Annotated in this window: 25 protein-coding genes; 13 read left to right on the top strand and 12 right to left on the bottom strand. The window is 72.4% G+C overall.

Features of this window, described 5'->3' with window-relative positions:
* Positions 1 to 15: 15 nt before the first annotated feature.
* The 4 genes from ACGFZK_RS08820 to ACGFZK_RS08805 all read right to left on the bottom strand — a co-directional run bounded on the left by ACGFZK_RS08820 (position 16) and on the right by ACGFZK_RS08805 (position 2,621).
* Positions 16 to 891 carry a SigB/SigF/SigG family RNA polymerase sigma factor gene (locus ACGFZK_RS08820; RefSeq protein ID WP_393848149.1) on the bottom strand — a complete coding sequence of 292 codons (876 nt, stop codon included), beginning with the start codon at positions 889 to 891 and terminating at the stop codon, positions 16 to 18.
* A 79-nt stretch (positions 892 to 970) separates the two neighbouring features.
* Positions 971 to 1,717: a metallophosphoesterase gene (locus ACGFZK_RS08815; RefSeq protein ID WP_393848148.1), complete on the bottom strand. Its 747-nt coding sequence runs from the start codon at positions 1,715 to 1,717 to the stop codon at positions 971 to 973.
* Positions 1,714 to 1,968, bottom strand: coding sequence for a hypothetical protein (locus tag ACGFZK_RS08810; protein ID WP_393848147.1), 255 nt, complete (start codon positions 1,966 to 1,968; stop codon positions 1,714 to 1,716). Before ACGFZK_RS08810 ends, ACGFZK_RS08815 begins: the two co-directional genes overlap by 4 nt.
* Complete coding sequence (locus tag ACGFZK_RS08805; RefSeq protein WP_393848146.1) at positions 1,965 to 2,621, bottom strand: nucleotidyltransferase family protein; 657 nt, start codon at positions 2,619 to 2,621, stop codon at positions 1,965 to 1,967. The genes ACGFZK_RS08810 and ACGFZK_RS08805 overlap by 4 nt, the downstream gene beginning before the upstream one ends.
* 719 nt (positions 2,622 to 3,340) lie before the next feature.
* Between ACGFZK_RS08805 and ACGFZK_RS08800 the strand changes: the two genes are divergently transcribed.
* A complete protein-coding gene (locus tag ACGFZK_RS08800; RefSeq protein WP_393848145.1) occupies positions 3,341 to 3,964 on the top strand; it encodes a DJ-1/PfpI family protein in 624 nt (207 codons plus the stop codon).
* Between the two features lie 16 nt (positions 3,965 to 3,980).
* On the opposite strand, the gene ACGFZK_RS08795 is transcribed toward ACGFZK_RS08800, so the two are convergent.
* From ACGFZK_RS08795 to ACGFZK_RS08785, 3 genes are read right to left on the bottom strand one after another with little or no spacing between them, the layout of a single operon-like run.
* Positions 3,981 to 4,508, bottom strand: coding sequence for a copper chaperone PCu(A)C (locus ACGFZK_RS08795; protein ID WP_393848144.1), 528 nt, complete (start codon positions 4,506 to 4,508; stop codon positions 3,981 to 3,983).
* On the bottom strand, positions 4,505 to 6,748 hold the full coding sequence (locus ACGFZK_RS08790) for a heavy metal translocating P-type ATPase (protein WP_393848491.1): 2,244 nt from the start codon (positions 6,746 to 6,748) through the stop codon (positions 4,505 to 4,507). The genes ACGFZK_RS08795 and ACGFZK_RS08790 overlap by 4 nt, the downstream gene beginning before the upstream one ends.
* 50 nt (positions 6,749 to 6,798) lie before the next feature.
* Complete coding sequence (locus ACGFZK_RS08785) at positions 6,799 to 7,050, bottom strand: hypothetical protein (RefSeq protein ID WP_393848143.1); 252 nt, start codon at positions 7,048 to 7,050, stop codon at positions 6,799 to 6,801.
* A 218-nt stretch (positions 7,051 to 7,268) separates the two neighbouring features.
* Between ACGFZK_RS08785 and ACGFZK_RS08780 the strand changes: the two genes are divergently transcribed.
* The 7 genes from ACGFZK_RS08780 (at position 7,269) to ACGFZK_RS08750 (ending at position 11,272) form a co-directional block, all read left to right on the top strand.
* Positions 7,269 to 8,000 (top strand): class E sortase, encoded by a 732-nt coding sequence (locus tag ACGFZK_RS08780; protein ID WP_393848142.1) that lies wholly within the window; start codon positions 7,269 to 7,271, stop codon positions 7,998 to 8,000.
* Positions 8,001 to 8,179: 179 nt separating this feature from the next.
* On the top strand, positions 8,180 to 8,548 hold the full coding sequence (locus ACGFZK_RS08775) for a PRC-barrel domain-containing protein (RefSeq protein ID WP_393848141.1): 369 nt from the start codon (positions 8,180 to 8,182) through the stop codon (positions 8,546 to 8,548).
* Positions 8,549 to 8,611: 63 nt separating this feature from the next.
* The gene (locus ACGFZK_RS08770; RefSeq protein WP_393848140.1) at positions 8,612 to 8,842 is read left to right on the top strand and encodes a hypothetical protein; all 231 of its coding nucleotides are present in this window, start codon (positions 8,612 to 8,614) and stop codon (positions 8,840 to 8,842) included.
* Positions 8,839 to 9,105 carry a DUF4235 domain-containing protein gene (locus ACGFZK_RS08765; protein WP_393848139.1) on the top strand — a complete coding sequence of 89 codons (267 nt, stop codon included), beginning with the start codon at positions 8,839 to 8,841 and terminating at the stop codon, positions 9,103 to 9,105. The genes ACGFZK_RS08770 and ACGFZK_RS08765 overlap by 4 nt, the downstream gene beginning before the upstream one ends.
* 185 nt (positions 9,106 to 9,290) lie before the next feature.
* The gene (locus ACGFZK_RS08760; RefSeq protein WP_393848138.1) at positions 9,291 to 9,827 is read left to right on the top strand and encodes an isochorismatase family cysteine hydrolase; all 537 of its coding nucleotides are present in this window, start codon (positions 9,291 to 9,293) and stop codon (positions 9,825 to 9,827) included.
* A gap of 142 nt (positions 9,828 to 9,969) precedes the next feature.
* Positions 9,970 to 10,728, top strand: a complete 759-nt coding sequence (locus tag ACGFZK_RS08755) for a YqjF family protein (protein ID WP_393848137.1) — start codon at positions 9,970 to 9,972, stop codon at positions 10,726 to 10,728.
* Between the two features lie 79 nt (positions 10,729 to 10,807).
* Entirely contained in the window at positions 10,808 to 11,272 is a 465-nt protein-coding gene (locus tag ACGFZK_RS08750; protein WP_393848136.1) for a hypothetical protein, read from the top strand.
* 43 nt (positions 11,273 to 11,315) lie between these two features.
* Here the strand turns inward: ACGFZK_RS08750 and ACGFZK_RS08745 are convergent, their stop codons facing one another.
* Positions 11,316 to 11,693: a helix-turn-helix transcriptional regulator gene (locus ACGFZK_RS08745; RefSeq protein ID WP_393848135.1), complete on the bottom strand. Its 378-nt coding sequence runs from the start codon at positions 11,691 to 11,693 to the stop codon at positions 11,316 to 11,318.
* Positions 11,694 to 11,873: 180 nt separating this feature from the next.
* Between ACGFZK_RS08745 and ACGFZK_RS08740 the strand changes: the two genes are divergently transcribed.
* Complete coding sequence (locus ACGFZK_RS08740; RefSeq protein ID WP_393848134.1) at positions 11,874 to 12,812, top strand: SigB/SigF/SigG family RNA polymerase sigma factor; 939 nt, start codon at positions 11,874 to 11,876, stop codon at positions 12,810 to 12,812.
* Positions 12,813 to 12,863: 51 nt separating this feature from the next.
* Here ACGFZK_RS08740 and ACGFZK_RS08735 read toward each other — a convergent pair whose 3' ends face one another.
* Positions 12,864 to 13,340: an ATP-binding protein gene (locus ACGFZK_RS08735; protein WP_393848133.1), complete on the bottom strand. Its 477-nt coding sequence runs from the start codon at positions 13,338 to 13,340 to the stop codon at positions 12,864 to 12,866.
* Positions 13,341 to 13,471: 131 nt separating this feature from the next.
* On the opposite strand from ACGFZK_RS08735, the gene ACGFZK_RS08730 reads away from it, so the two are divergent.
* On the top strand, positions 13,472 to 14,560 hold the full coding sequence (locus ACGFZK_RS08730; protein ID WP_393848132.1) for a mechanosensitive ion channel family protein: 1,089 nt from the start codon (positions 13,472 to 13,474) through the stop codon (positions 14,558 to 14,560).
* Between the two features lie 45 nt (positions 14,561 to 14,605).
* Positions 14,606 to 14,890: a WhiB family transcriptional regulator gene (locus ACGFZK_RS08725; RefSeq protein ID WP_393848131.1), complete on the top strand. Its 285-nt coding sequence runs from the start codon at positions 14,606 to 14,608 to the stop codon at positions 14,888 to 14,890.
* A 32-nt stretch (positions 14,891 to 14,922) separates the two neighbouring features.
* Here the strand turns inward: ACGFZK_RS08725 and ACGFZK_RS08720 are convergent, their stop codons facing one another.
* Together ACGFZK_RS08720 and ACGFZK_RS08715 are read right to left on the bottom strand one after the other, a co-directional pair.
* Positions 14,923 to 15,981, bottom strand: coding sequence for a PI-PLC domain-containing protein (locus ACGFZK_RS08720; protein ID WP_393848130.1), 1,059 nt, complete (start codon positions 15,979 to 15,981; stop codon positions 14,923 to 14,925).
* Positions 15,982 to 16,639: 658 nt separating this feature from the next.
* Positions 16,640 to 17,674: a medium chain dehydrogenase/reductase family protein gene (locus ACGFZK_RS08715; RefSeq protein WP_393848129.1), complete on the bottom strand. Its 1,035-nt coding sequence runs from the start codon at positions 17,672 to 17,674 to the stop codon at positions 16,640 to 16,642.
* Positions 17,675 to 17,865: 191 nt separating this feature from the next.
* Here ACGFZK_RS08715 and ACGFZK_RS08710 point away from each other — a divergent pair, with 191 nt between their 5' ends.
* Positions 17,866 to 18,549, top strand: coding sequence for a TetR/AcrR family transcriptional regulator (locus tag ACGFZK_RS08710; protein WP_393848128.1), 684 nt, complete (start codon positions 17,866 to 17,868; stop codon positions 18,547 to 18,549).
* Here ACGFZK_RS08710 and ACGFZK_RS08705 read toward each other — a convergent pair.
* Complete coding sequence (locus tag ACGFZK_RS08705; RefSeq protein ID WP_393848127.1) at positions 18,536 to 19,123, bottom strand: dihydrofolate reductase family protein; 588 nt, start codon at positions 19,121 to 19,123, stop codon at positions 18,536 to 18,538. The genes ACGFZK_RS08710 and ACGFZK_RS08705 overlap by 14 nt on opposite strands.
* A gap of 69 nt (positions 19,124 to 19,192) precedes the next feature.
* On the opposite strand from ACGFZK_RS08705, the gene ACGFZK_RS08700 reads away from it, so the two are divergent.
* Positions 19,193 to 19,768 carry a TetR/AcrR family transcriptional regulator gene (locus tag ACGFZK_RS08700; protein ID WP_393848126.1) on the top strand — a complete coding sequence of 192 codons (576 nt, stop codon included), beginning with the start codon at positions 19,193 to 19,195 and terminating at the stop codon, positions 19,766 to 19,768.
* Positions 19,769 to 19,814: the final 46 nt, after the last annotated feature.

The following is a 19,814-nucleotide window of genomic DNA, read 5'->3' as shown; positions in this document are numbered from 1 at the left end:
GGACGGTGGAACCGCTCACGCCGGATCGGCCTGCCCTTCGTCGCTGAGCAGGCCCTCCCGGAGCCGGCCCAGGATGCGGCCCAGCAGCCGGGAGACGTGCATCTGCGACATACCCAGGCGCGCGCCGATCTCGGCCTGGGTCAGCTCCTCCCCGAAGCGGAGGGCGAGGATGGTCCGATCCCGTTCGGACAGCCCCTCCAGCAGTGGTTTGAGGGATTCCAGGTCCTCGACCGTCTCGAAGCGCGACTCGTCCACGCCGAGGCTGCGGGCCAGCGTGCCGGGCGCGTCGTCCTCCTCCGTCACGGGGAGGTCGAGGGAGAGGCTGGTGAACCCGTTGGCCGCGAGCCGGCCCTCGCAGACCTCCTCCACGGTGATGTCCAGCCGCTCGGCGAGCTGCTGCGCACTCGGAGCGTGGCCCAGCTCCTGCTCCAGGGCGTCGTTGGCCTTGGCCAGGTCGATGCGCAGCTCCTGCAGCCGGCGCGGTACGCGCACGGCCCAGGTCGTGTCACGGAAGTACCGCTTGATCTCGCCCACGATGGTGGGCAGCGCGAACGACATGAACTCGAAGCCGCGATCCGGGTCGAACCGGTTGATCGCCTTGATCAGGCCGATGGTGCCGACCTGCATGACGTCTTCCCAGGGTGCGCTGCAGTGGCGCACGCGCGTGGCCGCGTACTTGACCATGCTCAGATTCAGCTCGACCAGGGTGTTGCGCACGTACGAGTACTCGGCGGTCCCTTCGTCCAGTACGTGCAGCCGCCGGAAGAGCGTCACCGAGAGGTCGTGGGCGTCCGCCGTGCTCACGGACTGCGGATCGGTGATCACGGGGAGCTCCGGCAGCGGCTCCGGCTGCGGCACGGGGGTGGCCTGGACGGGAAGAGCGCTGGTCATGAGGCCTCCTTCGGGCGTTCCCTCAGGCCACATACCCCGCTGCCGGCCGGTTGAAGCTGTGCACGTCGTTGGCCATGCCTCACTCTGCGTGAGCGGGCGGGCCGCCCGCGGCCAGCCGGTAGACGGCGAAGGCCCGGTCGATGACCGGCATCGCGACGTTGCGTACGCGCACCCCGCCCGCCGTCGTCCCGTGTTCCGTACCCAGGTGGGCGTGGCCGTGGACGGCGAGGTCCGCGCCGGCCTCGTCGACCGCCTCGGCGAGCAGGTAGCTCCCGAGGAAGGGATAGATCTCCGGAGGCTCACCGGCCAGCGTGTCGGGCACCGGGGAGAAGTGCGTGAGCGCGATCCGCAGGTCACTGCCCGCGTCCTCGAGTTCCCGAAGCGATCGCGCGAGCTCCTCCGCGCAGCGCCGGGTGTACCGGACGAACGACTTCATCTCCGGTTCGCCGAACTCGCTGCCGCAGCGCCCCGCGAAGCCGCCGCCGAAGCCCTTCGTCCCGGCGATCCCGACCCTCGCCCCGTCGACGTCCACCAGCACTCCGTCGCCTTCGAGGACCCGTACGCCCGCCTCGGCCAGCACGCGGGTGACGGCCGTCTGCCGGCCGCTCTGGTAGTCGTGATTGCCGAGGACCGCGATCACGGGCACCGGGAGCCCTGCCACCTCCCCGGCCACCACGTGAGCCTCCTGCGGGGTGCCGTGCCGGGTCAGGTCGCCCGCCAGCAACAGCAGGTCCGCACAGTCCCCGAGCGTCTCGAAGGCGGGGCGCAACAGCCCTTCGCTGCCGGGGCCGAGGTGGATGTCACCGACAGCCGCGACCCGGATCACAGCAGCTCCTCCGAGCGGTCGGGAGGGCTGGGGCAGCACACGGTGACGTCCTGCTGCCAGGGAACCCCCGCGAGCGCCTCCTCAGCGATGCGCAGGACCTCCGCCCGGCTCCCACCACTGCTCACACTGCCCCAGACCAGTACGCCCGCCCCACGCGCCTCGATCCGGATGCCCAGCTCGGAGATCTCCTCACGCGCCAGGCGTTCCCTCAGGTGCTCGATGCGGTACTCGATGAGGTCGATCGCGGTCACGGCGTCGCCTCCCACGGGTCGGTGATCTGTAGCCGTTCGAGCAGGTACAGGAACGCGTCCGACAGCGGGGCGGAGCGGTGGGCCCGGTTCAGCCGGGCCCAGTCGATCTGCTCCCGCAGCATCCGGGCCATCGGCAGTAGGTCGCCGAAGTCGCAGTAGTGCTCGCAGAGCGCGGTGAGCCGGGCGTCCATGAGGTCGGTGGGTGCCAGGACCGGCATCCACACCGAGTCCACCGGCCGGACCTCGGCCCGGTCCAGCAGCGCCGTGTCCACGGGGCGCCGGGCGAGCTCGAAGATCAGGTCGATCTCCTCCCCGCCGGCCCGGCCCTTGACCAGCCAGTCCTCGGGGGCCCGGCGCATGGCGATGCCGCCGTCCTCCAGCGCCTTGACCACGACGTCCGCGTCTTCGGGCCGGACACAGAAGTCCGTGTCGTGCTGGAAGCGGGCCGGCACGCCGTGCGCGAAGGCGGCGACGCTGCCGGCGAGCGCGAACGGCTGCCCGGAGGCCTTCAGGAGCGCGGCCACGCGCTTGGTCGTCTCCAGAATCGCCTGGGTGTGGTCGTGCGGCAGGCTCCCGCCCGGGCCGGTCGTCTCCGGGAACGGGGTCCCCGGCAGGGCGGGCGATTCCGACGGAGGGGGAGGAAGTTTTCTCACGGTGCACCTCACTCGGAGCGCTGGTCCCATCGTCTCAGATTCTTCACCCGCGGTTAGCCTGGACAGCGCCCTTCAAACCTGTACGGAGGGCCGGTCACCCCCGGAACGCACGGCCGGCCCGCCCGGGCTGGGCACCGGCGCGAGCAGGCGGCGGACCAGCGCAGCCGTTCGTGCCGGCCGCCCCCTGCGCCGGTCCGACGCGGGGGATGTGTACCCGTCCGGCGGATCGGACCGGACGTCAGGTGACGGGATCAGGAGCCGGTACCGGTCCGGGCAGGGGACCGGGCTGAGGGAGCGGATCGGGCCCCGGCGCCGGCTCGGGCTGCGGATCGGGCTCGGGCCGGGGCGGCGCCGGCGGCACGGGATCCGGGCCGCCGGGACCGGGCACCGGCCCCGGCAGCGGACCGGGCGCCGGCCCGGGACCAGGTCCGGGAGCGGGCGTGGGGTTGGGCGGTACGGGGTCGGGAGGGGTGTGCAGGTGCATGAGGGCCACCTCGGCTCGGATGCGGGTCACGGCGTCGGCCGTGCTCGTCGCTGCGCGACTACCCGGTTGATCCACCTTGATGCCGACCTCATCCGGGCGCCGCTTTTGCGGGCCCTCGGCCAGGGGCGGATGGTGGAGGGCGAAGCGTGGACCCCTCGTGCGAGGACGGTGTGCCATGAGCGAGGCCAAGGGCAGTACGCAGCAGGTCTGCGGCATGCCGCAGAGGTACTGACCCGTGCGCGTGCACATCGTCCTGTTCGACGGGGTGGAGGAGCTCGACTTCGCCGCGCCCTACGAGGTGTTCTGCGTCGCCCGGTCCTTCACGGACCGCGAGGTCGGCGTCCGCTACGTCACCGCCTGGGGGCCGGGCGTCGTGCACGCCGCCTACGGCACCCGGGTGACGGTCGAGCACGCGTGGGATCCGCGCGCGGCGGACCTCCTCCTCGTACCCGGCGGCGGATACCAGCGCCCTGACGGTCCCGGGGTGCGGGCCGAGATCCGCAGCGGCCTGCTCCCGCGGAAACTGGCCGAGGCGGTCCGCCCCGGCCTCACCGTCAGTGCCGTCTGCACGGGCACGATGCTGCTGGCCGCGGCCGGCCTGACCCGGGACCGTCCCTGCACCACCCACCACAAGGCGCGCCCCGACCTGGAGCAGCAGGGCGGCCTGCTGAAGAACGCCCGAGTGGTGGACGACGGCGACCTGGTCGCCGCGGGTGACATCACCTCCGGACTGGACCTCGCCCTGTGGCTCGTACGGCGGGAACTCGGCGCCGAGACCGCGACGGGCGTCGAGGCCAGGCTCGAATACGAGGCCCGTGGCACCGTATGGGCCCCGCCCCCGGACCGGCGTCCGTGGTGATCCTGCCCGGCAGCGGTCAGCTGCCGGGCAGGATCACCACGGCGGGCACCTCCACCGGTGGGCTGTGCCGGAAGTGGAGGACGAACGTCACGATGTCGCCCGCCTGCCAGCCGGCCTTCGGACGGGTCATCACGCTCACGTCGAAGGGGGACATGGCCAGCGTGGCGCCCGCGGGCACCCGCACCGCTCCCGTCATCCGCATCGTGTCGGCCCCGAGGCCCGAGCTCTCGTGCCGGCTCAGCATCGCCTTCTCGACGGCCGTCGACGTCACTTCGGTCAACTGGTCCTCGGCGCCGCCGATGTTGGTGATGTCGAAGAAGGCGGCCGTGTCCCGGCTGTTGCCGTAGGGCAGGAAGACGCGGCCGTTGCCGGCCGCGATCTGCGGCGGGGTGCCCGCGGCGCCGGACGAGGTCCAGGCCGTCAGACCGGCCAGCGCCACCGAGCAGGCGACCACCGGGACGATCGCGGCACGCAGCCCCTCGCGCATGCGTCCCGGGCTCGGCAGCCAGCGGTCCGGGGTCCGCGCCTGCGCTGGTTCCGTCATCGTCCCGTGCCTCCCGTCCGGTTGACCGTATGCGCTCGGCGTGACGGCGGCGCGGGCTGCCAGGTACGCAGCCGGAGACTGTTGCCCACCACCATCAGCGAACTCACCGACATCGCGGCGGCCGCGACCATCGGGTTGAGCAACCCCACCGCCGCGAGCGGAACGGTCACGACGTTGTAGCCGAAGGCCCACACGAGATTGGCCCGGATGGTCCCCAGCGTCCGCCGGGCCAACTGGACCGCGTCCGCAACGGCCTCGATGTCGCCGCGGACCAGCGTGACATCGGCCGCGCCGATGGCCACGTCCGTGCCGCTCCCCATGGCGATGCCGAGATCGGCCCCGGCCAGGGCGCCGGCGTCGTTCACCCCGTCGCCGATGACCGCGACCCGGTGGCCGAGGCTGCGCAACTCCCCGACCAGTTGCGCCTTGTCCTCGGGCGAGCAGTGCGCGTGCACGTCCGTGATACCGAGCGCGGCGGCGACGCGGGTCGCGGTGGCCCCGCGGTCGCCGGTGGCCAGGACGGGCTCCACCCCCAGGCGCCGCAGCCGGTCCACGGCCCGGAAGCTGCCGGGGCGCAGGACGTCGCCCAGGGAGATCAGCGCCTGGTCGGCGCCGTCCACCCGGACCAGGACCGGCGTGTGTGCGGCCGCCTCCGCCTCGGCCAGTGCCCTGTCCAGCGCCGGATGCAGGTCCGCGCCGGCGGCACGGACCTCCACGCGGTGGCCTTCCACCAGCCCGGTCACCCCGATGCCCGCGGTGGCCAGGAATCCGGTCACCTCGTCCGGCTGCGGGGGCCGGCCCAGCTCCTGCCGGGCGTACGCGACCACAGCGCGGCCCAGCGGGTGCTCGGACCCCTGTTCCACCGCCGCGGCCAGCCACAGGGCCCGCTCCCTCCCCATCCCGTCGGGAACGGCCGTCACGCGCGCGACGGTCATCCGGCCGGTCGTCAGCGTGCCGGTCTTGTCCAGGACCACCGTGTCGACATGGCGCAGGGTCTCCAGCGCCCGCGGGCCGCTGACGAGCAGACCCAGCTGCGCGCCGCGGCCGGTTGCCGCCAGCAGGGCGGTGGGAGTCGCCAGTCCCAGCGCGCAGGGACAGGCCACGACCAGGACGGCCACACAGGCCGTGACGGCCGCCTGCGGATCCGCTCCGGCGCCGAGCCAGAAGCCGAGCACGGTGACGGCCAGGGCCAGTACGGCCGGGACGAACACACCCGCGACCGTGTCCGCCAGGCGCTGGGCCCGGGCCTTTCCGGCCTGCGCCTCGGTGACCATCCGGGTGATGCGGGCGAGTTGGGTGTCCGCGCCGACCGCGGTGGCCCGTACGACCAGCAGGCCGCCCGCGTTGACCGCACCGCCGACCACGTCGTGACCCGGGCCCACCTCGACGGGCTCGCTCTCGCCGGTGACCAGCGAAAGGTCGACGGCCGAACCACCGGAGGCCACCACCCCGTCCGTCGCCACCCGCTCACCCGGCCGGACGATGAACTCCTGCCCCACCCGCAACTGCGCGATCGGGACGAGCCGCTCCTCGCCGTCCTCCCGTACGGTCACGTCCTTGGCCGCCAGCCCCGCGAGCGAGCGCAGCGCCCGACCCGTGCCGCGGCGGGCCCGGGATTCGAGGAACCGCCCGGTGAGGACGAACAGCGGCACCCCGACCGCGGCCTCCAGGTAGATGTGCGCGACCTCCCCGCCGGCCGAGGGCAGCAGGGTGAACGGCATCCGCATCCCCGGATCGCCCGCCCCGCCCAGGAACAGCGCGTACGCCGACCAGGAGAAGGAGGCGACCACGCCCAGCGATACCAGGGTGTCCATCGTCGCCGCCGCGTGCCGCAGCCCGCGTACCGCCCGGGCGTGGAACGGCCACGCGCCCCAGACGGCGACCGGCGCGGCCAGTACGAAGCACAGCCACTGCCAGTTGCGGAACTGGAAGGCGGGCACCATTGACAGCACCAGAACCGGTACGGACAGCAGGGCGGTGATCACCAGCCGCTCCCGCTCCTCACGGCCGGGGGAGTCCTCGGTCTCCGGTGACGGCGTCCGGTCGTCCGCGGGCAGGGGAGGGGCGGGCGGTTCGGCGCTGTATCCGGCCCTCTCGACCGCCGCGACGAGGTCGTCCGTCGTCACGTCCGGCGGATGGCTCACCCTGGCCCGCCCGGTGGCGAGGTTGACCGTGGCGCTCACGCCGTCGATCCGGGCCAGCCGCTTCTCGACCCGGTTCACGCAGGCCGCGCAGGTCATCCCGCCGACGACCAGGTCGGTGGTCTCCAGTACCTCCGTCCGCTCCGCCGTCACCGCGCGCCACCCGTACCGACCGTGCCGCCGCCGTGTCCGTGCGGTCCTCGCGGGTTCGTGTCGAACCTCGGGGTGTCGCCACCGGTGGAACGCATCCCGGGAGCCACCGGGCCGGCGGTGGTTCCCACTCCGTACGCCACGGCGAACATCAGTATGAGCAGTGCCAGGAATCCGGCGAGAGGGGGCGGCGGCGCCCACCGCTTCAGGGCGGTGATCGCCGGGGGCGGGTACTCAAGCCGGTCCGTCATCGTCACTCCGGAATTTCTCGTTCTCGGTTCCAGACGCACTTTCTCCGGTGAGGTGGTCGTGGAGCGGGGGTAGGAAGTTCCCGCGAAGTTCCCGCGCGGGAGGCAGGTCACAGAAGAGGACCCTTATGGACCTCTTGCTCCGTATGTCACCCTGGCCGGGTGAACCGGGTCACCCACCTGCCGTGCGACCCGGCCGACCGAGCGACACGGATACCGCCATGCACCTGCCGTCCCCGTCCCGAGCCGTACCCGCCGTACTGGCCGGAGCTGTGACCGCCCTGCTGGCCGCGTGCGGGCCCTCGGCCGCCGCCGGAGCGGCCGCTGCGCCGCACGCGGCGACGGCCGCGCCCGTGGCCTCCGCCGCCCACACCCCCGCGCGGGAACCGTCCCCGGCGGCCACCCCCGCTCCTCCGGCCCCCACCCCCTCGCCCGTGGTCTCGGCGCTGTCCATACCCTCCGCGGGCGTTTCCGGGCTGCGCGTGGTGCCGTACGAGGGCACCACCGACGACGCACCGGGAACCCGCATCCAGGACCAGGGCGCGGCGGCCAGCCCGTACGGGAAGCGGGGCGGAGTCGGACCCGGTCAGGTGGGCAACTTCCTCGTCACCGCGCACCGCCTCTCGGCCGGCGGCCCGCTGGGCGCGCTGCCCACCGTGAAGAAGGGCGACACGGTCCTCGTGACCGTGGGCGAGGTGGTGTACACCTACGAGATTGTCGAGACCCGCAAGACGTCCTTCCGCTCGGAGCGCTCGCTGAGCGAACAGCGCGCTGCGGTGCCCGGGAAGCCCGGGGCGACCCCCACCCAGGCCATGATCACGATCTCGACCTGCGCCACGCCGGAGGACCACGCCGAGGGCAACTTCTGGAGCGACGCCCAGGGCAACCCCGAGCACCGCATCGACAAGATAGGCGTGCTGCGCAAGACCTCCGGAGCGCCGTCCGCCGGCTGACGCGCGGCCACGGGACCCCTCAGCCGGGGACCGATTTGGGTGCGGTGCGCCTTGAGGCGGCGCGCCCGGACGGGTGGTGAAGACGTCCCGCCCGCATGCACTGCCGTGGGCGGGGCAGGCGCGGACGAGGACGGAGGGAGAGCCTCTTGCGTCCCCGCACACCGGAGGAGTTGTTTCGCGTGACCGATCACGTGTGGAGCTACAAGTCGACCTCGGGGCATCTGGCCGGGACCGACCTGACCGGGTACAAGGTCGAGGCGGTCGACGGAAGTATCGGCAAGGTGGACAAGCACTCCGACGAGGTCGGGGACGCCTATCTGGTCGTGGACACCGGGGTCTGGATCTTCGGCAAGGAAGTCCTGCTCCCGGCGAGCACCGTCCTGCGGGTCGACCCGGAGGACGAGAAGATCTTCGTGGACGGCACCAAGGAACAGATCAGGAACGCCCCGGAGTTCCACCGCGAGAAGCACCTCGGTGACCCCGGCTACCGCGAGGAACTGGGCGTCTACTACGGCATCGGCGGCCCCTTCGGAGGCCCGCTCGTCTGAGGACCGACGGGCACGGCCGAGGCCGGCGCCCGGGAGAGGACGGATGAGGTGAAGGAGAGGACCATGGAGACGTCATTTCTGGTCACCGACCAGATCCGTGAGGCAGCACACCAAGCCGCACAGCTGGTGAAGGACAACGCCCCGGACCCCGCGCCCGCCCTGGACAAGGCCGCCAAGGCGTCCCGTCGGGTTCTCGGGACCACGGCCCGGTCCGACCGCAGGCCACTCCTCGTGGCCGGCGCCGTCGTGGCGGTGTTCCTCCTCCTGGTGCGTCGCCGCAGGGGCTCCAAGTGAACAGGTCGCAGCTTGCCTACCGTCCGGTGGGACTCGTACTCGGCGCGCTCAGCGGCATGATGGCCGGGATCGCGTTCAAGCAGGCCTGGAAGTTGATCGAGGGTGAAGCCGACGCTCCGGGAGCCACCGACGAGGACCGCTCCTGGAAGGAGATCCTCATCGCCGCGGGCCTCCAGGGCGCGATCTTCGCGGTGACGAAGGCCGCCGTCGAGCGGTCCGGCGCGGTCGCCACCCGGCGGATGACGGGCACGTGGCCGGGCTGACCCGGCCTTGACGCCTCCCGCTCACCCCGGCGGGGGGGGGGGGGGCCGGGCCCCCCGGGGGGGGGGCCCCCCCCGGGGGGGGGGCGGGGGGGGGGGGGCCCCCCCCGGCGCCCCCCCCCCCCCCCCCCCCCCCCCCCCCCCCCCCCCCCCCCGCCGGGGCAGCAGTTCTGGCAGGGTTGCCCAGCATGGCGACGACCGCGCTTGTCATCATCGACATGCTCAACACGCACGACCACGACGACGCGGACCGGCTCGTCCCCTCCATCACGCGAGCGCTCCCCGCGGTCGTGGACCTGCTGGAGCGGGCGCGCGCACAGGGTCTGCCGGTGATCTACGCCAACGACAACTTCGGGAAATGGCGCTCCCACCACGGCGAGATCCTCGACGCGACCCTCGCCGGTCCGAACGCCGCACTGGTCGAACCCGTCCGGCCGGACGAAGCCCCGTACTTCGTCGTCAAGGCGCGCCATTCCATCTTGTGCGAAACGCCGCTCGCCTATCTGCTGGGCACCCTCGACGTCGGCCACCTCGTCCTGTGCGGGCAGGTCACGGAGCAGTGCGTGCTCTACTCCGCGCTCGACGCCCCCATCCGCCACCTTGAGGTCACGGTCGCCCGGGACGCCGTGGCCCACATCCACCAGGATCTGGCCGAGGCCGCCCTGCGCATGATGGAGACCAACATGTCGGCGCGCATCCTGCCCGCCGCCGACGCGCTGCGCTGAAGCCCGGGGGCCGGGGCCGGGGGAGCGGGTGGAGGTGCCCGACCACCGACCCGGGTCGCCGGGAGGCAACCGGCACGGACTCGCCACGCCCTGGGGGGGGTCTTGCCGATCAGGCCAGAACCCGCGCGGGGATACTGGCCGCATGCATCAGACGCCGCGCGCCGTCGACCCCGAGCCGATAACGGCCGACCCGCCGCACACGGCGGACCGTCCCCTGCTCACCCAGTCCTGGCTCGACCTCTCCTTCGTGCACTGGGCCGTCGACCCCGCCCTCGTCGCCCCGCTGCTGCCGCCCGGCACCGTGCCGGACACGCTGGACGGGGTCACCTACGTCGGCCTGGTGGCCTTCCGCATGCACAAGGTCGGCTGGTTGCGCCTTCCCGGCGTCCCCTACCTGGGCTCCTTTCCGGAGACCAACGTCCGGCTCTACTCGGTCGACGCGCACGGCCGCCGCGCCGTGGTCTTCCGCTCGCTCGACGCCTCCCGGCTGATCCCGGTGGCCGTCGGGCGGGCCGCGTTCCGGCTCCCGTACCTCTGGTCCCGGATGACGGTCCGTCATGACGGTGACACGATCACGTACACCAGCAGCCGGCGCTGGCCCGGCCCGCGCGGCGCGCACAGCCGCATCGCCGTACGCGTCGGTGAGCGCGTCGCGGAACCGACGGCCCTGGAACACTTCCTGACCGCCCGCTGGGGCATGCACACGGAGTTCTTCGGACGGCCGCTGTACCTGCCGAACACGCACCCGCGCTGGCCGCTGCACCGCGCCGAACTCCTCGACTGCGACGAGGACCTGGTGGCCGCGGCCGGCCTGCCGGCCCCGGCCGGGCCGCCCGTGAGCGTGCTCTACTCGCCGGGGGTCCCCGTACGGTTCGGGCCGCCGCCCCGGGGACGCTCCTGAGGGGAACCGGACGGGCCCCTTCTTCCTCTCAGAGGGCGTGGACGGGCCAACGGGGGCTCAGACGAAGGAGAGGACGCGCATGAGCGGCACCATACGCACGGACGCGGAGGGCGTGCGCCCGAAGGAGATCGAGGTGGCGTGGGCGCTCACGCTCGCCGCCGTCGCCGCGAAGGTCCTGGACTGGGTGCTGTGGGCGTTCGTGATCGGGCCCACCGGCCTGGACGAGCTGACCGACGTCGCCGGTGCCGACGGCGCCGCCCTCCGGCTCGCCGGCTCGGGCGCCGTGCTGCTCGTGATCCTGGCCGGCTGGCTGGCCGTGGCGGTGAAGATGCGGGCGGGCCGCGGCTGGGCCCGTACGGTCCTCGGCATCGTCGGAGCCGGGAACCTGCTCTTCGTGGCAGACGACCTCGGAATGAGCGGGATGATGCCCGGAATGGGGCCGGCGCTGGCCGCCCTCCCCGACCTGCTCGCCGCGGCCGCCGTGGTCCCGATGTTCCTGCCCGAGGCCCGCGCCCACTTCCGGGCCCGTCCGCGCCGGATCTGAACCCGCGCCGGATCTGAACCCGCGCCCGATCCGACCCCAGCGCCTAGACGGCCGCGCGGGGATCGCTGCCGTCGGACGTGTCGTTCGCCACTTGGCCGGCGGGCGCCGGCGGTGAGTTCAGCGGGCCCGCGAGGTAGGCGAGCAGGCCGGCGATCTCGTGGCCGGCCTCCGCCGGGTGGCGAAAGCGCGCGCCGGGCGCGACGACGTACCGGTTGCGCCGGCCGTCCCGGATCCGGGTCAGGTACCCGTCCGCCTGCAGGTCCGTGACGATGGTCTGCACCGTGCGCTCGGTGAGACCGCAGTCCACCGCGATGTCACGCAGACGGATGCCCGGATCGCGCGCGATGGCGATCAGAACCCGGGCGTGGTTCGTCAGGAAGGTCCAGCCGTGGCGGCGGGAACCCGTGTGCTCGCTCTCCACACCGTCATTCTTGAGGGATAACTCACGAAAATCAATTCCAGAACAAGTTTTCCGGTATTACTTGACGTGTGTCCCAGGCACCGACAGGGTGCAGGTAGGCGGAAGCGCACTTCCGCATGACCGAGCTGCCGAGCTATCGAGCAACGCACCGCAAGCACACGTGCCCAAGGAGCGAAGACGATGACCTTCACGGCCACGGCCGAGGCCATGACCATGACGACGACCGCGACCGCGACCGCGACCGCGACCACCTCCACCGGTGGCGCCGCCGATGCCTCCGGGCTCAGCGGGCTGCCGGACGTGCCCTGCCCACGGGAACTGTCGACCGGCGACGCCCGCGAGCTGACCCGCATCTTCTTCGAACGGCTCCACAGCCTCGAAGAGGGCACGCAGGAGTACCAGTACGTGCGCAACACGCTCATTGAGATGAACATCTCACTGGTGCAGTTCGCCGCCCGGCCGTTCCGTGACCGCCCCGGCGGACCCGAGAACGAGGACATCGTCCAGGTCGGCGTCATCGGCCTGATCAAGGCCATCGACCGCTACGACCCCGAGCGGAACACCCAGCTCACCACGCTCGCCCTGCCGTACATCACGGGCGAGATCAAGCGCCACTTCCGGGACACCACCTGGGCCGTGCGGGTTCCGCGCCGCCTGCAGGAGCTGCGCCTGGAGCTGGCGAAGGCCACGGAGGAGCTGACCTCCGAGACGGACCACGCGCCGACCCCGGCGGAACTCGCCGAGCGGCTGGATCTCACCGAGGACGAGGTCCGCCAGGGCCTGGTCGCGGCCAACGGCTACTCCACCCAGTCCCTCGACGTGCCCCAGGAGAACGCGGGCAGCGGCAGCCAGGCGTCCACGGCCGCCGGAGGCTCGCTCACCCTCGGCGACACCATGGGTGACCTCGACCCCGCCCTGGAGGCGGTCGAGGACCGCCACGCCCTGGCGCCCCTGCTCGCCGGCCTGGACGAACGCTGCTCCCAGATCCTGGAACTGCGCTTCGGCCAGGAGATGACCCAGGCGGAGATCGGCGCGGAGATCGGCCTGTCCCAGATGCAGGTCTCCCGGCTGCTCACGCGCACGCTGGGCACCCTGCGCGAAGAGCTGCTGCAGGGCTGACCGACCGGCCGGGGGCCTTGCGTCCCGGTCGGTCGTCCCGGCCGAGCGGCCTCAGGCCCGCCCGGGCCGGTCCGCCCGCAGCCGCTCGGCGTCGATGTCGGCCCAGACGACCTTGCCGTGCGAGGTGGCCTCGGCGCCCCATCGGTCGGCGATCCTGCGGACGAGGTGCAGGCCGAACCCGCCCGGAACGCCCGGACCGCCCGGACGCGCCACGGGCACCATCCGCCGGAGGTCGCCGAGGCCGTCGTACACCTCGACCCGGAGCACGTCCCCGGCGCGGAGCAGGAGCTCGTGGCAGCCGCCGGCGTGCAGGCTGGCGTTGGTGACGAGCTCGGACACGACCAGCAGCGCGTCCTCGGCGGTGTCCCGGCCGTCCCACCCCCAGTCCTTCAACGCCTCACGGGCGAACGCGCGCCCCCGCGCCACTTGCCGGTGGGCCCCACGCAGGGCGAGCCGACGGCACTGGCGGAAGGCCGGCTCCCGCGCGTCCGATGCGGGCTCGCTGATCTCCGATCCGATGGTCTGCACTGCGCTCTCACCTCGTTCTCGTCACTCATGTCCCGCTATGTCGTGGTGCGCTTCTACCCACCCTGGCGAAAGGGACGCTCCCTCCCCACCCCCTTGCCCGGACCCGTTTCCGAGACCACCTCAGAGGAGTCATGGACACCCTGCTTCGACTGGTGGCCGTCATCGGCGGCTCGATCGTGCTCACGTTCGTCGTGGGCCGGCTCACCGACCTGTTCCTGCGGCGCGCGCATGCCCGCCATACCGAGACACCCCTGTGGGACATGCTGCGCCGCTGCCGCACCTCCGTCCGCGTCCTGCTGTTCACCGCGGTGCTGCGCGGGACGTACCGGCAGATCGAGTGGCAGCCGCTGCACGAGCACGCGGCGGCCGTGGGCCGGACCCTCACGCTCGTGCTGATCGGGGCGAGCGCGTGGTGCGTCGTCCTCGTCACCTCCGCCGTGGTCGAGTCCTCGTACGCCCGCTACGCGCTCGGCACCCGTGATCCCTCCCGCGTCCGCCGGGTCCGCACCCAGGTGACGCTCATCATGAGGATCGTCACGGCCGTGGCCGTCGTGGTGGCCGTCGCGGCGATGCTGCTGACCTTCCCCTCCCTCCGCGCCGTCGGCACCTCGCTCCTGGCCTCGGCCGGCATCATCGGCATCGTCGCCGGTGTGGCCGCCCAGTCCACCCTCGGCAACCTCTTCGCCGGATTCCAGATCGCGTTCGGCGACATGGTGCGCATCGGCGACACGGTCGTCGTGGACGGCGAGTGGGGTGTGGTCGAGGAGGTCACGCTCACCTTCCTGGCCGTGCGCACCTGGGACGAGCGCCGGCTCACCATGCCCGTGTCCTACTTCACCGGGCGGCCCTTCGAGAACTGGTCGCGCGGCGGGATCCAGATGACGGGCACGGTCTTCCTCCACTGCGACCACACGGCCCCCGTCGCGCTGATGCGCGAAAAGCTCAAGGAGGTCCTGGACGGCTGCGAGGCGTGGGACGGCCGCGGCTGGGACCTGGCGGTCACCGACACGACCGCCACCACCATCGTCGTACGGGCGATCGTCACCGCGAAGGACGCGGACGACCTGTGGACCGCCCGTTGCACGGTGCGCGAGCAGCTGGTCGCCTGGCTGGCCGAGAAGCACCCCTACGCGCTGCCACGCGTCTCCACGTCCACCGCAGCCGAGGCGCCGACCTGGGCGGACGGCGTTTCGAAACGCGCACCCGGGTCAGACGCGTGAGGGACGAAGCAGGACGTGCGGAACGTGGAAGAGAGGAGTCGCAACATGACCAAGGTGGCGCGCCTGCCCGGCCGTGCGGAGCACCACTGGCTGTGGCAGGAGGAGGCGGCGTGCCGGGAACTGGGGACGGACCGGTTCTTCCACCCGGCGGGGGAGCGGGGTGAGGACCGCTCCGCGCGGGAGCAGGAGGCCAAGGAGGTCTGCGCGCTGTGCCCGGTGCGGGCGCAATGCCTGAGCCACGCGCTGCGCGTGCAGGAGCCCTACGGAGTGTGGGGCGGGCTGAACGAGGACGAGCGACGGGCGCTGGGCGCACGACGCGCGGCCGGCTGACCGGCCGGGCGGCGTGCGCGGCAAGGCGTACCTCAGGGGCGCGCGTTGAGCTCTGCGACGATCGAGGCCGGTGTGTGGCCGCTCCCGTCCGACAGGCGGTGGAAGTCGACGGAGACGAAGTTCGGGTCACGGCCCCCGGCTGCGGGCCGGCACTGCTCGGCGATGCGGTTCCTCAGCTTGGTGCCGTTGTCCAGGGCCGCCGTGAGGACCGTGGGCACGTTGCGGTGGTGGCTCATCGTGAACAGGCGCCGGAAGCCCGGCTCCTGACGGTCCAGCGGCACGTCGGCCCAGCGGCTGACGCACGTGAGGTCGTTGCCCAGGTCGCCGAGGCTCCAGAAGTTGCTCACGGTCCAGGACTTGTCGTACATGACGCCGAGGTGTTCCCGGTCGGACCGATCGGAGAAGATCAGCAGCCGCTTGCCCGAGGTGACGAGGTCGGCCACCTTCGGCCAGCCGTGCTGCCGTACGCCCCAGTCGTCGGGCCGGAACAGCAAGTTCTGCAAGCCGTTGACCCGGCCCAGGGACGCCTGCAGCTGATCGGCGCCGACGTAGTCCTCGAGGAAGACGGTCACGACCTCCTCTGGATGGGCGGCGAGGAAGTCCACCACGGTCTGCATGGTGCCGTGGAAGGTCTGCCGCGGCAGGGCGTACGTGGCTCCGGCGAAGGTCTTGCAGTCACCGTGGCACAGGTACACGTCGCTGGGGTAGCAGTCGCTGCCGAAGCTGATGATGCACAGCCAGGTGCTGCGTTCGTACCAGTGCGTGTCGAGGCTCAGGCCGCGGACGCCGTTGTCGAGCTGGGCGCGCACGGACTCCGACTGGTTCACCGAACTCCAGCGGGAGTCCTCGTAGTTGGTGAAGGCGTTGTGGGTGGTCAGGAAGGTGGCCTCGTCGAGCCGCCGGTCGCCCCAGCGGGCGGCCGCGGCGGCTTCGGACACGCGCGAGGCCGTGGCGGGGGCCGTCGGCGGGGGTGAGGCGGCCGCTGTGGTCGCGGTGCCCAGCAGGAGGGCCAGCAGGAGGAGGCACACCCACGAGCGCCGGCCGCTTAGGGGCGGCCCTACGGTGGTGCGCTGCATGTCCATGTCAATCATGGCGCGGAGGATAGCGCGTCACCCGCCGATCCGCTCCCCTGCCGACGCGCATGGCCGGTACGCGCGGCCGCGGCGTGCGCGGTCGCGCGCTGGGCCGGATCGCGGTTTCGTTGAGCCAGAGGGGTGTACCGCGAAGGAGGAGGGCGGAACATGCCCGGTCCCGGGCCGAGATCCGGCCGCCGCCGTGCGGCCGTCCTCGCCGCGGCGGCGATCTGCTCGTCGGCGCTCACCGCGCCGGAACCGGCCGCCGCCCACGCGCAGCCGTCACCCTCGGTGGCCGTGCCCCGGCTGGACTGGAGTCCCTGCACACCCGGCAGCCCGTACGACTGCGCCACCGCCGAAGTGCCGCTGGACCACGCCGACCCGGCCGGCCGCACCATCGATCTGGCCGTCGTCCGGCGGAAGGCGGCCGACCCCGGGAAGCGGGTCGGCACCCTGTTCGTCAATCCCGGTGGCCCCGGTGGCCCCGGCGGCCCCGGTACGGTGCAGGTGCCGCAGAACTACGACTCCTTCCCGAAGGACCTGCGCGAACGGTTCGACATCGTCAGCTGGGATCCCCGGGGCATCGGCAGCACTTCATCGACGGCACGCTTCCGCCGCCCGGCACGACGTGCCAACCGGACCGGCCCCCGTTCTCCTGACGGGCCCGGCTGCCGGGTCACGGGACGAGGACGACCTTTCCGGCGACCGTGCCGGACTCGGCCAGGCGCATCGCCTCGGCGGCGCGGGCCAGCGGGATCTCGGCCGCGACCTTGGCGGTGATCTCACCGCGCTGCAGGGCGGTGAACACCTGGGTGAGGTCGGACCGCAGGCGCGCCCGGAAGCGGTTCTTGGCGTACGCGCGACCGGCCCACACGTTGAAGAAGTACGCGCGGCGGCGGTTGGGCAGCGCGTTCCACACCCACACCCGGCCCAGCAGCTTGAGCACCGGCCGCGCGCCGGAGCCCTCGTCGTCGCGGGTGGCGGCGCTGCCGTACGAGACGAGCGTGCCGCCGGGGGCCAGGAGCCGCCAGGAACCGACGATGCCGTCGCCGCCGACGTGGTCGAAGACCGCGTCCACGCCTCCGGGGGCGAGGGCCCGTACCCGGGCGGGGACATTGCCGGAGCGGTAGTCGATGGGGGTCACCCCGAGCGCGCGCAGCGCGTCGTGGTGGCGCGTGGAGGCGGTGCCGATCACGTGGGCGCCCGCGGCCAGGGCCAGCTGGACCAGGATCGAGCCGACTCCGCCGTTGGCGCCGTGGACCACTACGGTCTGGCCGGCGCGCACCCGGGCCTTGCGGTGGAGCATCTGCCAGGCGGTGATGCCGTTGACGACCGCGGTCTCCGCGTCCGCCGGGCGGACGCCTTCGGGTACCTCCACCACGTCGGCGGCGGCGAGCGCGATGTGGCTCGCCCAGCCTCCGGTCTTCGTCAGGGCGGCCACGCGCTTGCCGAGCAGGGCGGCGTCGGCGCCCTCGCCCACGGCCAGCACCGTGCCGACCAGGTCGTATCCGGGGACGAAGGGGAAGGGCGGCTGGTCGTAGTACCGGCCGCGCCGCATCTGCTGCTCGGCGAAGGACACGCCCGTCGCTTCCATGGCGACGACCACCTGGCCGGCCGTCGGCGCCGGGACCGGACCGCGGTGCAGTTGCAGGCCTTCGGGCTCGACCTTGCCCGGAAGAACGATCTCGACCCGCTCGACGGTGTTCGTCATGACGACCTCCGGATGGTTACTATTTCTTGTGTTCGTTAGAACCTGTAACCAGAGTGAATGGCTATCTCGCGAATGTCAAGAAGCGGTTCGTGCGATCGAAAGTGGCTGTGCCGATGGTGATACCTTCTAACTCGCGATGAAGAAGCCATGCGGCGATGGGGCGTGCAGGGCGAGAGCGAGAGGTGACGGGCGTGACCGGAGCGACGCAGACCCCGCGCGAGCGGTACCGGCAGCAGGTGCGCGAAGAGGTCAAGGAGAAGGCCTGGCAGCAGATCGCCGGCTCCGGCGCCTCCGCGCTCTCCCTGAACGCGATCGCCAAGCAGATGGGGATGAGCGGACCGGCGTTGTACCGGTACTTCGCCAACCGCGACGAGCTGATCACCGAACTCATCCGCGACGCCTACCGCAGTCTCGCCGATGCCTTCCTGGCCGCCGCCGCCGCCGCCGCCGGCGGCGGGGGAGCGGACCGGCCCGGCCTCGCCGGGCTGGCGCAGGTGCTGCGGCGCTGGGCCCTGGAGGACCCGCACCGGTACTTCCTCCTCTACGGGACCCCGGTGCCCGGATATCACGCGCCGCAGGATGTCACCGGAATCACCTCGGAGTTGATGTCCGTCCTGCTCGACGCGTGCGCCGCCACCGGGCCGGCTCCCGCCCGGGGCGCGAAGTCCGCTGCCGTCGAGGGCCACCTGGCCGATCACCGCGAGTGGGCCGGGAGCCACCCGGACGCCCCGCCGCCGGCCCTGCGGCTGGCCCTGGCCTTCTGGAGCCGCCTGCACGGGGTGCTGTCCCTGGAACTGGCGGGCCACTTCACCGGTATGGGCCTGGACCCGGCCCTGCTCTTCGAGGCCGAGGTGGAGGCCCTCAGCGCCGGGTGAACCACGTGATCGTGGCGCCGTTGTCGAAGGAGGTGCGGTCGGTCATCACGAAGTGGGCGGGAGCGAACGCCCCGTTGAACACCGGGATCCCGGCCCCCGCGACCACGGGGTAGCTCTTGATGATCAGTTCGTCGATCTCGGGCAGCAGTGCGCCGGCGAGAGTGCCGCCGCCGCAGAGCCACACGTCCTGGCCCTCCTCCCGCTTGAGCTCGCGCACGAAGGCGAGCGGGTCCCCGCCGACCACGGTGACCGCCGGATCGGTGTCGGGGGCGAGCGTGCTCGAAACGACGTACTGGCGCAGGTGGGCGTAGGGGCTGGCGATTCCCGCCCGCAGGACCGGGCCGTAGGTGCCGAGGCCCATCAGGACGGTGTCGAAGCGCCGGTTGGGCGCGTCCGTCAGGCCGTGGGCGGCGCGCATGACCGTGGGGACGGTCTCCGGGTAGCGGGTATTGGCCCATTCGGAGTAGGCGGCGGCCTGCTGCTCGTCGCCGAGCGGGAAGAAGTCGAACTCTCCGCCGGGGCCGGCGATGTAGCCGTCGATGGTGACGGCGATGTAGTACACGAGCCTTCGCATCTGGCAACTCCATCTGTAGTACTCTGCGCGAGCTGGTCGCAACGTAGTACTACGGATGGAGTGGTGTCAATGGTCCGCAGGAACGCCGAGCGGAGGGCCTCGCTCGTCGATGCCGCGATCGAGGTACTGGCCGAGCAGGGCGCGCGAGGTCTGACCTTCCGGGCGGTGGACACCGAAGCCGCCGTCCCCGCCGGCACGGCCTCCAACTACTTCGCCAACCGCGACGACTTGCTGACCCAGGCCGGAGCCCGGGTCTACGAACGCCTCCAGCCCGACGAGGCGACCATCGCGCGGCACCGGACGGCCGCGCAGGACCGGGCGGCCTACGCGACGCTGATGCGCGAGACGATCGCCCGGATCAGCACCTTCCGCACCGGCTACCTGGCGCTCCTGGAACTGCGCCTCGAAGCCACCCGGCGCCCCGAACTGCGCGCGGTGCTGACCGCACGCGTCCGCGCCGACGTCGACGCCAACGTGGCCCACCACGAGGAATCCGGCCTCCCGGGCGACGCGACCGCCGTCCGGCTGCTCTACCTGGCGTTCAACTGGCTGATCGTCGAACAGCTCACCCTGCCAGGAGTGTTCTCGGAGGCCGAGCGCGAACAGCTCATCGAGGCTGCCGTCGACCGCATCGTGTCATCCTGACCCACTCCAGGCGAAGCCTTCGGCCGGAGGCCGTGGTCACCGTCTC

The organism is Streptomyces sp. NPDC048257 (assembly GCF_043201855.1).
GTDB lineage: Bacteria > Actinomycetota > Actinomycetes > Streptomycetales > Streptomycetaceae > Streptomyces.
The sequence above is the reverse complement of the archived record's forward strand: the minus strand, read 5'-3'. Positions and strand labels throughout refer to the sequence as shown.